This window comes from Aeribacillus composti, assembly GCF_031760945.1.
Classification (GTDB): Bacteria; Bacillota; Bacilli; order Bacillales; family Aeribacillaceae; genus Aeribacillus; species Aeribacillus composti.
This window is the reverse complement of record NZ_CP134501.1, coordinates 1001834-1017570: the sequence shown is the minus strand read 5'-3', so window position 1 is coordinate 1017570 and position 15737 is coordinate 1001834. Positions and strand designations below refer to the sequence as shown.

Annotated in this window: 17 protein-coding genes; 6 read left to right on the top strand and 11 right to left on the bottom strand. The window is 40.7% G+C overall.

Annotated features, from left to right (window positions below; genetic code table 11):
* Nucleotides 1–9: 9 nt before the first annotated feature.
* The 9 genes from ssuC to RI196_RS05135 form a co-directional block, all read right to left on the bottom strand.
* Complete coding sequence (gene ssuC / locus RI196_RS05175; protein ID WP_066250605.1) at nucleotides 10–795, bottom strand: aliphatic sulfonate ABC transporter permease SsuC; 786 nt, start codon at nucleotides 793–795, stop codon at nucleotides 10–12.
* Nucleotides 792–1940, bottom strand: coding sequence for an FMNH2-dependent alkanesulfonate monooxygenase (gene ssuD / locus RI196_RS05170; RefSeq protein WP_066250608.1), 1149 nt, complete (start codon nucleotides 1938–1940; stop codon nucleotides 792–794). Before ssuD ends, ssuC begins: the two co-directional genes overlap by 4 nt.
* A 136-nt stretch (nucleotides 1941–2076) precedes the next feature.
* Nucleotides 2077–3087 carry a sulfonate ABC transporter substrate-binding protein gene (locus RI196_RS05165; protein WP_130158334.1) on the bottom strand — a complete coding sequence of 337 codons (1011 nt, stop codon included), beginning with the start codon at nucleotides 3085–3087 and terminating at the stop codon, nucleotides 2077–2079.
* A gap of 105 nt (nucleotides 3088–3192) precedes the next feature.
* On the bottom strand, nucleotides 3193–4263 hold the full coding sequence (locus RI196_RS05160) for a sulfate/molybdate ABC transporter ATP-binding protein (protein ID WP_311067020.1): 1071 nt from the start codon (nucleotides 4261–4263) through the stop codon (nucleotides 3193–3195).
* Between the two features lie 12 nt (nucleotides 4264–4275).
* Nucleotides 4276–5130, bottom strand: a complete 855-nt coding sequence (cysW, locus tag RI196_RS05155) for a sulfate ABC transporter permease subunit CysW (RefSeq protein WP_094246455.1) — start codon at nucleotides 5128–5130, stop codon at nucleotides 4276–4278.
* A 26-nt stretch (nucleotides 5131–5156) separates the two neighbouring features.
* Nucleotides 5157–5942 carry a sulfate ABC transporter permease subunit CysT gene (cysT, locus tag RI196_RS05150; protein ID WP_235600405.1) on the bottom strand — a complete coding sequence of 262 codons (786 nt, stop codon included), beginning with the start codon at nucleotides 5940–5942 and terminating at the stop codon, nucleotides 5157–5159.
* Between the two features lie 87 nt (nucleotides 5943–6029).
* Entirely contained in the window at nucleotides 6030–7097 is a 1068-nt protein-coding gene (locus tag RI196_RS05145; protein ID WP_311067019.1) for a sulfate ABC transporter substrate-binding protein, read from the bottom strand.
* Nucleotides 7098–7236: 139 nt separating this feature from the next.
* Nucleotides 7237–7416: a YezD family protein gene (locus RI196_RS05140; RefSeq protein ID WP_094245314.1), complete on the bottom strand. Its 180-nt coding sequence runs from the start codon at nucleotides 7414–7416 to the stop codon at nucleotides 7237–7239.
* A complete protein-coding gene (locus RI196_RS05135; protein WP_063386634.1) occupies nucleotides 7397–7849 on the bottom strand; it encodes an RrF2 family transcriptional regulator in 453 nt (150 codons plus the stop codon). Before RI196_RS05135 ends, RI196_RS05140 begins: the two co-directional genes overlap by 20 nt.
* 425 nt (nucleotides 7850–8274) lie before the next feature.
* Here RI196_RS05135 and RI196_RS05130 point away from each other — a divergent pair, with 425 nt between their 5' ends.
* The 6 genes from RI196_RS05130 (at nucleotide 8275) to RI196_RS05105 (ending at nucleotide 10289) form a co-directional block, all read left to right on the top strand.
* Nucleotides 8275–8496, top strand: a complete 222-nt coding sequence (locus RI196_RS05130) for a spore germination protein (RefSeq protein WP_063386633.1) — start codon at nucleotides 8275–8277, stop codon at nucleotides 8494–8496.
* A gap of 11 nt (nucleotides 8497–8507) precedes the next feature.
* Nucleotides 8508–8717, top strand: coding sequence for a spore germination protein GerPB (locus tag RI196_RS05125; RefSeq protein ID WP_311067018.1), 210 nt, complete (start codon nucleotides 8508–8510; stop codon nucleotides 8715–8717).
* A 69-nt stretch (nucleotides 8718–8786) separates the two neighbouring features.
* A complete protein-coding gene (locus RI196_RS05120) occupies nucleotides 8787–9410 on the top strand; it encodes a spore germination protein GerPC (RefSeq protein WP_165381960.1) in 624 nt (207 codons plus the stop codon).
* On the top strand, nucleotides 9407–9583 hold the full coding sequence (locus RI196_RS05115; protein WP_063386630.1) for a spore germination protein GerPD: 177 nt from the start codon (nucleotides 9407–9409) through the stop codon (nucleotides 9581–9583). Before RI196_RS05120 ends, RI196_RS05115 begins: the two co-directional genes overlap by 4 nt.
* Nucleotides 9584–9615: 32 nt before the next feature.
* Nucleotides 9616–9981 carry a spore germination protein GerPE gene (locus RI196_RS05110; protein WP_157727918.1) on the top strand — a complete coding sequence of 122 codons (366 nt, stop codon included), beginning with the start codon at nucleotides 9616–9618 and terminating at the stop codon, nucleotides 9979–9981.
* Between the two features lie 89 nt (nucleotides 9982–10070).
* Nucleotides 10071–10289, top strand: coding sequence for a spore germination protein (locus tag RI196_RS05105; protein ID WP_063386628.1), 219 nt, complete (start codon nucleotides 10071–10073; stop codon nucleotides 10287–10289).
* 837 nt (nucleotides 10290–11126) lie between these two features.
* On the opposite strand, the gene RI196_RS05100 is transcribed toward RI196_RS05105, so the two are convergent.
* Nucleotides 11127–14534: an SbcC/MukB-like Walker B domain-containing protein gene (locus RI196_RS05100; RefSeq protein ID WP_311067017.1), complete on the bottom strand. Its 3408-nt coding sequence runs from the start codon at nucleotides 14532–14534 to the stop codon at nucleotides 11127–11129.
* A complete protein-coding gene (locus RI196_RS05095; protein WP_311067016.1) occupies nucleotides 14531–15712 on the bottom strand; it encodes an exonuclease SbcCD subunit D in 1182 nt (393 codons plus the stop codon). Before RI196_RS05095 ends, RI196_RS05100 begins: the two co-directional genes overlap by 4 nt.
* Between the last annotated feature and the right edge of the window lie 25 nt (nucleotides 15713–15737).

Genomic DNA, 15737 nt, shown 5'->3' with positions numbered 1-15737 from the left:
CCCCATTCTCTACAAGTTTTGATAATTTGGATTCCAATTTAAGCATTTTCTTTCAAGCCATTTTGCCATTGAATCCGCTATTTTTCCAAATAATGCATATAGAAGAATGCTGAGCAGCACTACATCTGTTTGCATAAATTCTCTCGCATTCATGGCCATATATCCGATACCAGAATCTGCGGAAATTGTTTCAGCAACAATTAACGTCAGCCACATGATCCCCAGTGCATATCGAACTCCGACTAAAATAGACGGGAGGGCGCCGGGCAACACCACTTGCCAAAAGAGAAGCCAGGAACGAAGTCCATATACCCGTCCCATTTCAATCAACCCTTGATCTACTGACCGAATGCCATGAAGTGTATTCACATAAATCGGGAACAACACTCCAGCTGCTACTAAAAATACTTTGGCTTCCTCACCAATTCCAAACCAAAGGATGACAAGAGGAATCATGGCCAGGTGAGGAATATTCCGCACCATTTGAATCGTTGTATCGAAAATTCTATCTGCGATCGGAAACAGCCCGTTAATAAGGCCGAGAAACAAGCCAATGCTTCCTCCAATCAAAAAACCGATTATGGCTCGTTTAAAGCTGATCAGCAAATGCTGAAACAATTCACCAGAACGAATGAGCTCCACTCCTGCCATCACAACGTCTGACGGCACTGGAAGAATTTTTGTTGAAAGAATCCCTTTAGAGGATAACAATTGCCAAATGATTAAAATCAATATAGGCAAAAGCCATGGGATTAATTGTTTTTTTACTTGATCGGAAAACAACGACTTTTTCATTTTCTGATTCTCTCCATTTCTGCTGGTAAACTGTTGTTGGCAATAATTTCTCCAAATGGTCCAAACGGTTGTGGTTCACTGTTTCTTTGAACATGGCTTATCGGCAAGTGAGGAAACAACAGTTCAGCTGTTCTATATGCTTCCTCTAAATGAGGATAGCCGGATAAAATAAATGTCTCGATGCCGAGATCAGCATATTCCTTCATCCTTTCTGCAATTGTTTCCGGACTGCCGACTAGCGCCGTACCTGCTCCGCCGCGCACAAGACCGATTCCTGACCATAAATTCGGGCTGATTTCAAGCGACTTGCGGTCTCTTTTCACAAGATCTGACATCCTGCGCTGCCCTACTGAATCAAAACGGTCAAAAACCTTTTGTGCCTGAGCGACCGTTTCATCATCCACATATTTGATTAACCGTTCGGCTGCTTGCCATGCTTCTTCATCCGTTTCACGGACGATGATATGCAAGCGAATGCCGAAGCGCACTGTTCTTCCTTGTTCCTCTGCCAGCTTTTTCACCTGATTCAGTTTTTCAGCAACCTGTTTCGGCGGCTCTCCCCATGTTAAATATACATCTGCATGCTTTGCCGCTACTTGCTGGCCAGCCAATGATGAACCGCCGAAAAAGACAGGCGGATATGGTTTTTGCACTGGCGGGAACAAAAGGTCTCCTCCTTCCACCTGTAAGTAACGACCTGTGAAATCGACTTTTTCATTTGCAAGCAGCTTTCGCCAAATTGTCAAAAATTCGTCAGTCACTTCATATCTTTCATCATGTGAATAAAAAATTCCATCACCCTTCAGCTCCACCGGATCACCACCGGTTACAACGTTTACTAGCAATCGTCCATTTGAAATTCTGTCAAATGTCGAGGCCATCCTTGCAGCAGCGGAAGGAGCCATCAACCCCGGCCGAACTGCCACAAGAAACCGTAAGTTTTCCGTAACGGGAATTAAGGCAGAGGCAATAATCCAAGCATCTTCGCAAGATCTTCCAGTTGGAATCAGTACCCCGCTGTAACCAAGGCGATCCGCTGCTTGGGCAATTTGTTTGAAATAAGACAAATCGGTTGTACGTCCTCCAATGGTAGTACCTAAATAATGCCCATCACCATGTGTTGGAATAAACCAAAAAATGTTCATTTTTCACTCCACCCATTTCGTTTTTAGATTTTCATCTGTCATTCAAGGTTTTAAATGCGCAAAAAGGCCCCTTTCTTAGCATGCTTCTGCTAAGTAGGAGCCTCCAGTTGTCTGGTCGGTTCGCTATTGTTTTCATTTAGTTGTTTGTTTCCTCCAAAGCTGCTTCTTTTACATTGATTTTTTCAGGAATTAATTTTAATTGATGAAAAGTATCTGCTATTACCTGCTGATCATTTAGAACTTGTTCGCTTATTTTCTGAACACCATATGTTCTTCTTTTAGCTGCTTTTTCAAGCGAAGCAACATCAATTCCCAATTCAGGTGACAATAGTTCTGCAACTTCTTTTGGAGCACTTTTAGCCCATTGATCTGTTTTATTGATTTCTTCCAATAACAGATCGATAACCTCTTTATGATTTTCGGCAAACTTTCTGCTCGCTAAATAAAACTCTCTATTTTTCACTAAATCCTTTCCGTCTGCCAAAACTCTGGCGCCTGTCTCCGTTTCAGCAACAGCAAAGAAAGGATCCCAAATGACCCATGCATCCACACTTCCTTGTTCAAAGGCTGCTCTTGCATCTCCCGGTACGAGATATTTAGGTTCAATATCATTTATGGTCAGCCCCGCTTTTTCCAAAGCTTTTACGAGCAAGTAATGGACGTTTGAGCCTTTGTTGAGCGCAACCTTTTTACCTTTTAAATCCTGAACAGTGCGGATGGGTGAATCTTTTGGAACAAGAATAGCTTCTGAAAGAGGGCTTTCTGGCTCATGACCAATATAAACTAAATCAGTGCCTGCCGCTTGTGCAAAGATCGGCGGCGCTTCGCCAGTATGCCCGATATCAATGCTGCCGACATTTAATCCTTCCAAAAGCTGCGGACCTGCCGGAAATTGAATCCATTCGACAGAATATCCGTGACTTTTTAACGCTTTATCCAGCGTTCCTTGTTTCTTTAAGATGTTTAATGTCCCGTATTTTTGATATCCGATTCTAACTACCTTTTCCTCTTTATCTTTTGTTTCTTGAGATTCACCGGCGCTTTTCACATTCTTTTCTTCTCCTGAGCAGCCGGATATAACAGCAAATAAACTAACAATCATGATTAAAAGCAAGGCAAGCAAAGATTTTTGATTTTTTCTCCTCATTTTGCTACCCCCTTTGTCCTTATAAAAACTATTAGTCAAATTTATTTACATTCTTTTTGAAATGCAGGCTTTTCGAGTGATAATGATCTTGGCGACATTATTTATTCATTCTACGGATGGAGAATCTGAAAAAAACTTTATTTTTTCCAAGTCAGCATAAAGAATCTCATCATTTTTCACGTTCAGTTGATTCGCCTGTTCAACACTCAAGTCCACTTCGATCAGATCATTCGTTTTCAATCTTTCCAATTCCAAACGGACAATCGGACCATAAGATTGGATGCGGCGAACCTTTACTTGAATTGATTTTTGATTATCATTATGTCGAGTTATTCGCACTTCATGAGGACGAATATACCCGATCATTTTTTTCGTTTGAATGTTTTCATCAGGTGCAGCAAATAATGCTTCTCCGATATGTAGGCGACCATCGTTCACTTCAGCATGAAAAACATTAACACGCCCTAGAAACTGATACACGAATTTCGTTTTTGGATGTTGATATACTTCATCCGGTGTTCCGACTTGCTCAATTTGTCCATTATTTAAGATTACCACTTGATCAGCAACCTCTAAGGCCTCTTCTTGGTCATGCGTAACAAAAACAGTTGTTACATGTAATTGTTCATGCAACTGCCGCAACCATCTCCGCAATTCTTGACGCACTTTTGCATCAAGAGCTCCAAACGGCTCATCAAGCAGAAGCACGTTCGGCTCCACTGCTAACGCTCTAGCTAATGCAACTCTCTGCCTCTGTCCGCCTGATAATTGAGCCGGGTAACGGCGATCAAGACCATTTAATTGGACTAAATGAAGCAATTCATTTACTTTTCGTTGGACGTCTTGTTTGGTCGGTCTGTCTTTTCGCGGACGCACTTTAAGTCCGAATGCAATATTCTCAAAAACATTCATATGATGAAATAAAGCGTAATGTTGAAAAACAAAACCGACATTTCTTTCACGGACCGTTTTTGTCGTATAATCATGGTCGCCAAAATAGATGCCTCCGCTATCAGGCATTTCCAATCCGGCAATCATCCGCAGCAACGTAGTTTTCCCTGAACCGGATGGACCTAACAAAGCGGTAATCTTCCCTGACGGTATTGTTAAATTTACTTCTTTTAATGCTTGAAATGAGCCATAATTTTTAGAAATTTGCTTCACATTGATATCCATGATGCACACTCCTTACCCTTTTCCATCAACTACACCCTTCCATTCAAGCACCCCTTTAACAATTAATGTAACGATCGCCAACATAGCTAAAAGGGAAGCGACTGCGAATGCAGCAGTAAATTGGTACTCATTATATAAAATTTCTACATGGAGCGGGATCGTATTTGTCATTCCTCGTATATGCCCTGACACAACAGAAACGGCTCCAAATTCACCCATTGCTCTCGCATTGCACAGGATGACGCCGTATAAAATTCCCCATTTGACGTTTGGAAGCGTCACGAATAAAAATGTTTTCCATCCGCTGGCACCTAAAGATAAAGCGGCTTCCTCCTGTTCACTCCCCTTTGCCTGCATGACCGGTATTAACTCGCGGGCTACAAACGGAAAAGTTACAAATAAAGTAGCCAAAATTATGCCTGGGACAGCAAAGATTATTTTCAATCCGAGCGAATCTAAAACCGGCGCTAACAAACCTTGTGCACCAAACAATAAAACAAAGCTTAAACCAGCGATAACGGGCGATACAGAAAACGGCAAATCAATAAGCGTGATGAGCCAGGTTTTCCCGGGAAACTGAAACTTTGTGATACACCATGCAGCAGCAATACCAAAAATAAAATTTAATGGCACTACTATTGCTGCGGTCAAAAGTGTAAGACGGATCGCTGATTGAGCATCCGGTTCTGTAACCGAAGCAAAATAAACTTCTAAACCGTTTTTCAAAGCTTCTGTAAAAACAGTAATTAGCGGGATAATGAGAAAAAAACCAACAAATAATAGAGCCGTTCCCGTCAATATAAAACGAATCCACGCAGATTCTGTATGAACACCGACAAGAGGCTGTTTCTTCGTTTTAGTACCCATTTGAGGCATAACATCTCCTTAGTGACTTAATGAATAAAATATTTTCGACTCGTTCTCCATTGCAAATAATTTATAAGAAAAAGCAGGAAAAAAGAGATAATCAATACAATAGCGGCAATCGCTGTTGCCCCCTCATAATCGTACTGTTCCAATTTGGTGACGATCAAAAGAGGGGCGATCTCCGTTTTCATTGGCATATTGCCGGAAATGAAAACGACTGATCCGTATTCGCCTAACGCCCGCGCAAATGCGAGCGAAAACCCGGTGAACATCGCAGGAACAAGTGATGGCAAAATCACTTTCCAAAACGTTTGCCAACGGTTTGCACCTAAAACAGCTGCCGCTTCTTCGTACTGCTGATCTAAATCATGCAAAATGGGCTGGATAGACCGCACAACAAACGGCAATCCGATAAACGTTAAAGCAATTACGACACCGAGCGGGGTATAAACAGCCTCAATACCGAAGCGGTCCAAATACTGTCCAATAACGCCTGTCGGGGCATAAACAGCTGTTAAAGAAATTCCCGCTACTGCAGTTGGGAGAGCAAACGGCAAATCGATTAATCCGTCGATAATTCTTTTCCCTGGAAAATCATATTTCACTAACACCCAAGTAAGCAAAAGACCAAAAACTAAATTGATGGCAGCGGCAATAAATGAAGAAACAAAAGATAAACGAAGCGAGGCTGCCACCCTGTCAGTTGTGACGATTTGCCAAAATTGCTCCCAGCTGAGTGTTGAGGCTTTTAAAAAGATAACGGACAAGGGGATCAACACTATTAAACTAAGATAAGTTAGCGTAAAGCCCATCGTGAGTCCCCAACCTGGAATAACCCCTTTTCTGTGCTGTTGTTTTGTTTTGGCCACTTCCAATCCTCCATTCATCGGAACAAATCATTATTTCGGCTGATAAATTTGATCGAAAATACCGCCGTCGTCAAAATGTTTTTTCTGAGCCTCTCTCCAGCCCCCAAACAGTTCGTCAACTGTAAAGAGTTCCAATTGCGGGAATGTATCTTTATATTTTTCAGCGACTTTTGGCAATGTTGGACGATAATAATGCTTCGCTGCCAATTCCTGTCCTTCTTCCGTGTACAAATATTTCAAATACTCTTCAGCTACTTCGCGCGTTCCTTTCTTATCAACCACCTTGTCTACAACAGCAACAGGAGGTTCTGCTAAAATGCTTACAGAAGGCACAACAATCTCAAATTGATCCTTTCCTAATTCATTGATGGCTAGAAAAGCTTCATTTTCCCAAGCAAGAAGAACATCACCGATTTTTCTTTCGACAAATGTTGTTGTAGCACCCCTTGCCCCGGAATCTAATACTGGAACATTTTTATATATTTTCGCAACAAATTCTTTTGCCTTCTCTTCATCGCCGCCATATTTTTTCAATGCGTATCCCCATGCAGCTAAATAATTCCAGCGTGCTCCACCCGATGTTTTTGGATTGGGGGTTATAATCGAAACATCAGATCTGACAAGATCGTCCCAATCTTTAATACCTTTCGGATTTCCTTTGCGTACTAGAAACACAATAGTGGACGTGTAAGGAGAACTGTTTTTATCCAATCTTTGTTGCCAATTTTTTTCGATCAATCCAGTATCTGCAATGGCGTCAATATCATAAGCCAGCGCTAACGTTACAACATCAGCCTCCAAACCATCGATAACAGACCGCGCCTGCTTGCCAGAACCGCCATGTGATTGCTTTATCGTAACCTCTTGACCAGTTTTTTCTTTCCAATAGCTTGCGAAAGCTTTATTAAAGTCTTGGTAAAGCTCACGTGTAGGGTCATAAGAAACGTTTAATAACTCGACTGCCTTTTTATCTCCCTCTGAGCTGGAGCTGGCACTTTCATTTTTTGAACCACAAGCACTTAAAACAAGAGCTACACTTGTAATAACAGATAATAGAAAAAATAGTCCTTTTGACTTACGTTTATTTGTAATATTCATAAAATTCATCTCCCTTTCCGCTATGTTTCGATGGCGGTGTTATAAATAAAAAAACTTCCTCGATCCGGGAATATTGAAAAGACATAGGGAGTCTTCGGTGGACCGATCGACGACCTCTTTATGATATTGTTTTATATGTTCACTTAGCCCCTTTGTTATGGCTATCCTTTCGTTCTAAAGGATAACGGAATTTTTCCAATTTTTCGATTTGTGTAATTCTTGAGTCATGTACAATAATTTGCACAGATCCGTATTCCAAATCTTCTAGTGAACGTATAATTCTTTCAATCCACTCCTGATCAATTTTCGTTTTTAACAAAGCTCTCCCCTCCAATTCCCGTTGTAATTCTTTTATTCAATAAATCATCTAAAGTTGTTTGTTCAAGAACGCGGGCAATTGTGTCACGTACAACCGTCCAAAGCGGCTTTAATAAACACTTATCTTCCAATGGACACGGCACATAAGCCGTCGTACTGGCACACCCCATTGGAGATAAAGGACCTTCAATTTGCCGGATAACCTCCCCTATGTTAATGTCAGTCGGCGATAAACGGAGCATATAGCCTCCTTGTATACCCCTTTTACTGTGCACATACCCCAATTTTCTTAATTGGAGCAAGATTTGTTCCAAGTATTTGACCGTAACTAGCGTTTGTTTGGCGATTTCATTGATCGGACAGACTTTTCCCTGTTGCTGACCAAGTACAAGCAAAGCACGTAATGCATATTCACCTCTGCTTGAAACCTTCACCAAATGCCCCCTTCCCCTGAAAGTTTACTAGATTAATCTCGACTAAAACGGTAGGGATTTTCACGACAAAAACTTTTTGATAGTTTAAGAAAATAATATTGAGTTACATTTTAATCGTATTAATCCTATATGTCAAGTAAGAATAATAATTTTTTTGTACTTTTTTCCATTATTTTTCCTTGACAAATGAAAAACATTGTAAAACAAGAAGAGTCATCATGCTATTCGGGCAAAAAAATTTTTTTGTGCAATCATTTGATGGAGTTTTTCATGTAAACGGGCTAAAAGCACCACGAATTTTGCATAGTTATTTTGTGAAATATTGAGGATACAAAAATGCGACTCTAAACGTTTATCACAGTTTTCAAGACATAACATACACTAAAAATAGCTAAATAACTTTTAAGGTAAAGGAATGGAAAACGATGCCTGCAATTGTTGGTGCTATGAAGGTAAATAGCGTCGGGACGGCCAGTGTCGTTCATGTCGGAGACGTCGTAAACATTTCACCATACAGTGAAGTGAAAACATTCGCAGGGGCAGGTTCCTTCAATACAGGCGACGGTCTTTACGTATTTAATCAAAACAGCATTACGAATACGTTTGACAGTGATCTCGTTGATCAGCCGCAAGTGTTAAACGCTTAGAGGGTGGTTTTATGAATTTTTATATTCAACAATCGATTCACATACAATTTATACGTATCGGAACGATCGCCAATTCATCCGTATTTCAAATCGGCAGCGCCGGAATCATAAAACCGCTGTCGAATTTATACAACACAGGACAATTTACTGAACCGTCTCCCGCTCCATCCGGCCAGGGAAACGGAGTCATTGTGCCTCTCCGTCCACCAAGCATTTCATAGTGATTCACCTTTCATTTGGAAAAGAATATAAATATGGTAACGAATGCTGATAAAGGTGGGGAGAACATCATGAATTACACTGTGCAATCATTATTGCAATATATCCTAAAATTGGAACAATATCTCCATTCCCAAAGCAAAAGAATCGACCATCTGGAAAAAGGGTTTCTTTACCTTGAAGAACAAATGGAAGAGATCAAAAACAAACCTTATACAAATATTGAAAAAGTTGAGTACAAATTTGACCAATTGAAAATCGAAACGCTCGAAGGAGTCTTGAATATCGGTTTAAATCCTGCCGATCAGGAGGCAATTGAACAATTTTCCGTAAAAAATGAAGAACTAAACGTCGATGATGTTCATCGCGAATTAAAACAGCAAATATTCGAACAATGCGTTGAAAGCATTCATAGTTATTTACAAGAAGAATGTCCGAAAAAGATTGAAGACTTTGCTAAAAACTATGAATATGAATTAGATGAAACATATAAAGCTATCATCATAGAAGACATTAGAAAACAACTTGAAGGAAGGATTACTTATTATCTACAAAGACTCCGTCTCCATGAGCAAACAGATATAAAAGAAAAAATACAATGGATTGAAGAAAAGGTAAAAAAAGATATTGATCAATCGATCGATCATTTTTTTAAACATTTCCCCAATAAAAAGAAAGGCGACGAATTGTCATGAATTTTACCGTCATCAATAACGGCTTGCATGTGGGCATGGTGAGAATCATAGGGGTTTCAAGTTCATCAGTTTTTTTAATAGGGGATGCGGATAAAATCTCTCTTTCTTCCATTTTTGATACGCCACCTGAATCATTAATCATCGGTCCATTTGTTCCTTTGTCATTAGACTAATGTATTTGTTAAAAAGATTTGCGAACATAAGAGTGGCGTATATACACTCAGTAGACATCTGTTCCGTATTCCAAATCGGTGACGCGAAAAAAATTACCCCTAAAACGAATGTTCTGGCAGTTCAGCGGGACTATGAAAAATTTAATACAAAGGAAGGGTCGTTTCGCTCCTATCAGCTTTTCCGCGAATCTATTCCTCAGCCTTCCTTTGACGAACAATTTTCCAGCGCATATTCAAACAATTCTCCGAACATATATGTCGATCACGTAAAAATTTTGGGCATTTCATCTTCAAGCATCGTGAACTTTGGATCAGCCGAAGAAATATGCGCGGAAGCACGAATAAAACATATTCGACAATTGTCTAAAAACGTTGATGGCGACGAAAAACAACGGTAATTTCAACAGGACAAAACATATTGATCCCTGAACAATAGATTTTCTCTACGCATGTGATTTATGAGACAACAAGGAAAAGGATGTTCCTCATGCCAGCGATTGTCGGACCGATAAAAATTAATTCCGTTTCAGGAGGAGTTGTGAATTTCGGAGATTCCTTTTATTTATCTCCAAAATCAGCATCAAAATCCATCAGCGGCTCTGGTAGCAGCTGCACAGGCGATTTTCATATTAATAACAACGGTCTCAGCATAACAAACGGAATCGATCCGGACGTAAATGATCAAAACCAGACGGCAAATGCATAGCCACCTGGTTCGTTAAAAAGACTTAGTGAAAAATAACGATTGGATTTATATTATGATCCAGAAACACTATTTGCGAGCAGGACATTCAATTTGTTGTCCTGCTCAATAAAAAAAGCGCATTGTCTTGCATTTCAGATCAAAAGACTCTTTTTAGGAATGGATGTCCTCATGATGCACAAATAGAGTGAAACTATGAATCGGTTCAAAGAAGCTGAAAACCTGCATTAGTTTTTTCATGGACTGTTATACAGTTAGAAAGCATTCGCACTCACAACATTAACATACAATACAGTTAATTTCGTAAAGTGATTTTCATCCCGTTGTAAAAGAGGAATTTTATATTTTATAAGACTCGCCTTTTCATAGTCTTTTTTTTTGACGGAAAACTTTTACTCAACCTATTTCAAAACGGGGTAAATTGCAGATGGTACCGTTCTCCTGTTTTTAAGCTTATTTGGAAATGCTGAAACGATTTGTGCATGATGCAGCAGGCGTCACCATCGAACCTGCTTTTTTCGCTTATTTGGAGAATGCTGAAGCAGCATACATCTTGTCAAAACAATGAAAAACGGTTAAAAAAGTACGGATGAGCACAGCAATCAAAACATGCTAAGATTAGCAGGGGCTGTCTTAGAAAGTCAAAATCCATTGAAAACGAAACATCATAAACATTGATATATCAACATTTCTAAAACATTAACGGGGCGTCTATAAGCCGGAAAATCGACTTATTAGACAGCCCCGTCATGTTGAGCGGTTAAGATCCTTTAGAGAATGTAATACTTGCTGTTAACTGGTAACGGCATACTAGGTCAGAAATATCCTTGCTTCATGTAATTAAATCGTTTCGATTCGCACGGTCGTTCCATTTCCGGAAGGTTCAGCTGGCTCAATGATCAGCCGCTTAGGCAATCGTTCCCTTAGCTCCTGCACGTGACTGATTACGCCAACGGATAAATTTTGCGATTGCAGTTTTTCCAAAGCCGATACAACCGTATCGAGAAGCTCTGCATCAAGCGTTCCAAACCCTTCATCAAGGAAAAAAAACTGAAGCGGATATTTTCCGCGAAGCTGAATTTGGGTGGACAACGACAAAGCTAAGGCTAAAGAAGTTAAAAATGTTTCTCCGCCAGATAATGTCGAAACAGGTCGTTTTACTCCGCCATTTGCATTGTCACGCATGATAAAACCGCCTTCTGAATCGACTTCAATCGCATATCTTTGTCTTGTCAATTCCCCAAGCCGCTGTGAAGCATCAAAGCTTATTTGTTGAAGCTGTTCCTCAGCCATGTATTCGACAAAACTATTCCCTTTCAGGACGGCTTGAAGTTTTTCTAACCGATTAAGAAGAAGCTGCAACTCTTCTTTCTCTTTTTCTATTTCCACATATCGTTCATGTTTTTCCTTTAACAGCTGCAAATGCTTTGCCGCCGCGCCTCTTTGTTCCATTGCTTCGTTTACTTGCTTTCTAGCTTCTTCTAAGCATTTTTTCGTTTCTTCCCATGTTTCCTGCTTAAGAACAGTTCCGCCTAATTTTTCTTCCAGACGTTCAATTGCAGATGCTACATGCTCCATTTCTTTTTTATATTGATCTAGACTCGTTTGCATAGCCAGTTTTTCTTCTTCCTGCAAAACGGAATTTCTCACTTCATGCACATTTGCAAAAGGAGTCTGCTGTTTTCGGTCGTTCCAATTTTTTTCCGCTTTTTCAAGCTTGCTTATACAGCTTGTCAATTGCTGTTTGGCGGTATGGAGCTGACTTTCAGCTTTTTGATATTCATTTGCCGTTTTTTGGAAAATATCATAAGCTGCTTGTTCATCCCTTTTTAGCTGTTCAAGGGCAAGATCGATCCTCTTAAGCTCTGTTAAAAGGTTTTCCTTTGCAGCTCTTTGCGCTGTGAGCCTTTTCTGTTTATCGGCTATCAGTTCTGCCTGCCTGTCCATTTCTCCTTTTTTGGCAGCTAATTGAGTGGAAAGATTGAGTATTTCTTCCCTTAACCGCTCGATTTCCTGTTCTTTTTCTTGAATAAAGCTGACGCTTTTTTCAATTCGTTCGTGCAGCTGTTCAACGAGCGAGTCTTTTTTACTAATTTCCTTTACATACATCTCGATTTGATCCATATCGAGATCAGCAAACTCTAAATCCCACTTTCTTTTTTCTTCTTCCAGCTGCTCTATTACATTTTGCAATTGTAGCATGATTTCGGATAAGTCTTTTTCCCCAGCATCCAGCAACGGTTCTATTTGTGCTGTAATATGGTTGACTTCACGAATGTCTGCTATTGTTTTTCTTATTGCGTCTTTTATTTCTAAGTAATCTTGGTTCAAAGCTTTCCATTCGATTTTAAATTTGTCATATGCCAAAAGATCATGAGGCTTATCGTCCATCGTAATGATCGGCTCTTCGTTAGCCGACGCTATTTCTTTCACTCCGGCAAGGAATGACTGTTCCGCTTGTAAATCTTCAGACAGCTCCTGCAGCTTTTGCTTCAGCGAGGAATACAGCTGTTCGGTTTGATCACATTCTTTGAAAATTCGTTCTAGCTGCTGCGTTGTTTCTTCTAATTTTTTTAAACGTTCAATCGAAAAATGTCTGTTCGGGGCCGGATGATGTGTGGAGCCGCAGACAGGGCAAGGCTCCCCCTCCGTCAACTGCTCGGAAATCAAAGCTGCCGCCTGATTTGTTCTTTCTTCTTCAAGCTGACTTTTTGCAGCTTGTAAATCATCCTTTACTTTTTCTTTAAAAAATTCATGCTCCCGCATTTGGCTGCATAAACGATCATAAACTTTTTGTAATTGATTGAAATTACCTGCCAGGCGTTCGTTTAATTCACTCTTTTTGCGGGCGGACTCGTCAGCCTTTTCCCGCCATTCGTTAAGCTGGTCTTCTTTCTTTTGCTTTTTGCTTTTTAATTCATATTCGTCTTTCATAAGCTGCATGATTTTCAGCTTCTGTTGATATGCTTTTTGGATTTTTTCCCGGAATTCTCTTGAAACTGTTTCTTCTTTCGCCTGCTGTTTTAAAGCCTGCTGCTTCTCTAACGCCCTATTTAATAATTCGCTCGTCTTTCTCTCTGTATGCTGTTTTTCATGCAGCCTCGTTTTCAATGCTTCATAGTCTTCTTTCAGCTTTGCAAACGATGCTTCATCCTCTTTGATTTCTGCATCCAATGAGATAAGCTGTTTCAATAGTTCACGTTTTGTTAAAAGCTCCGGCTCTTCAACAGCTTTTTTGGCACGAATCGCTTCAAAAGCTTCCTTTTTTTCTTTATAAAGGCTTGCTAGCTTTTTCTCTTCCTGCTGCCAAAGCTCTGTTTCTTTTTCAAAACGGTCCTTTTCCGCTAAATGCTCGAGCACTGCTTCCGCATATGGTTTCAGCATCTCCGCTTGCTCAGCTTTTTTCAGCTTTTCTTCGATTTCTTGAAACCGCTCCTTTTCTTGCTCAAGCTCCTGTCGTTTTTTCTCATAAGTCGTTTTTTCCGTCTGCAAATTCCAGATTGTCTGAATCCGCTCAAATTCCTTTGCTGCCTCATCCAGCTGCTTTTCCCGTTCTTTCAGCACTGTATCACAGCGTATAAACGTTTTTTTTGCCTCTAAAACAGCTTCTTTCGAGGCATCGCCAAGACCTGCTTGTTCCGCTGACAATTCAGCGAATTGCTGTCTTGATTCCAAAAGACGTTTTTTCAGCTTTTTATTTAATTGGTCGCCGAATCGTTCCAAATTGAACAATCGTTCAAACATTTTCCTTCTTTCCGAGCCTTTTAAAGAAAGAAATTCAGCAAACTTCCCTTGCGGAAGGACAACAGCGCGGGTAAAATCCTCTATCGTCAGCCCTAAAAGCTCGTAAATCTTGTCATTTACATCATTTGTTTTATCTGCCAAAACGACCGTTTCTTCTCCTATTTCGAGAAGCCGGCACAGCCTTGTGTTGATCCTGACATTATCCACCCGCTTAAACGCTCGTTCAACAGTGTATCTTTTTTTTGATCGGCCATCTTCAAGCTCAAATGTAAAACTGACATATAATTGATCTTCCGCATGGTTCATTATCCCTTGCGTATTATTGGCCGCTCGCTCTACTTTTCCATAAAGCGCTAACGTAATGGCATCCAATATCGTTGATTTTCCACTGCCAGTCGGACCAAATATTCCGAAGACACCGCCGTCGCATAGTGTTTCAAAATCGACCGTCTGCATCTTTCGATAGCTATTCAGTCCAGCTAAAGAAAGTTTTATCGGCTTCATGACTGTGCTCCTTCCTCTTTTAAGTCTTCAGAGAGCAATGTCATAAACAGTTCAATAAGCTCTGCCTCCGGCTCGGCGCCGCCAGTTTGTTTTTTGTAAAAACGTTTAAACATTTCATCAATCGGGAGATTTTCTCTTCTTTCTTGTTGGACCTTTTCGGCTTCTTTTTCAAAAATCGGCCGGATGTGAATAAAACCGTCGTGCCATTTTCTCAACCGATGAATTTCTTCTAATGAAAGGCTGTCGGTCAAAAAAATTTCAAGATCAATCCATGCGTTTTTGTCTCTTCCTTCTTCAAGCCACTGGTGAACTTGAAGAAGACCGCCAGTTGCTTTCCATTTCACAAGCGGTTTTCCGCTCGACAAATAAATTTCGGAAACAACCGCGTTCTCGCCGGGTTTTGCATCGATCACTGTGACAGACTTCGTATAACCTGCCTCAGAAAAGCTATAGGCAAGCGGCGATCCGGAATATCTTGCCGGCACATTGGACTTTTTAACATTTTGCGGCCGGTGAAGATGCCCCAATGCGACATATTGCGCTTTTTCCGGGAGGCTTGTGGCTCGAACTGTATACGCTCCGCCGACTTCAATCGGTCTCTCCGAATCTGTCGTGCTGCCTCCGGCTACATAAAGATGGCTCATGGCAATATTCACCGTATGAGGTTCAAACTCTCTGCTCATCATTGCAAACAAGCCGCGAATTTTTTCATCGTAATGCTCTCTCAATAAGAGTTCATCATATTCGTTTGAAAGCAGTTCATTCAGCCTTGCTTCCGACGGATAAGCAAGCGCCGCCAGCTTCATTGTTTCATTTGTCCGCGGAACTTCAACCGTTAAAACATCGCCTCTCGGGTAGCCGATCAGCTCGATCGCCTGCTCCTTTGCCAGCGGAGCTGCTGCTTGCAATCGTTCCGGACTGTCATGATTTCCGGAAATGATGATCACACGTCTTTTACCTCTTTCAGAAAGTCTTGAAATACTTTCATAAAACAGCTTTTCTGCTCCTGCCGGAGGATTCACCGTATCAAAAACGTCTCCTGCCATCAAAATGACATCAATTTTCTCCTTTACAACAATTTCATACAGTTCATCAAGAAACTGTGCCTGCTCTTTTAGCCTGCTCCGACCTTCAAGCGTTTTTCCGAGATGCCAATCCGCCGTATGCAAGATTCTCAATTGCCTCACCTCTAAAATAGTCTGC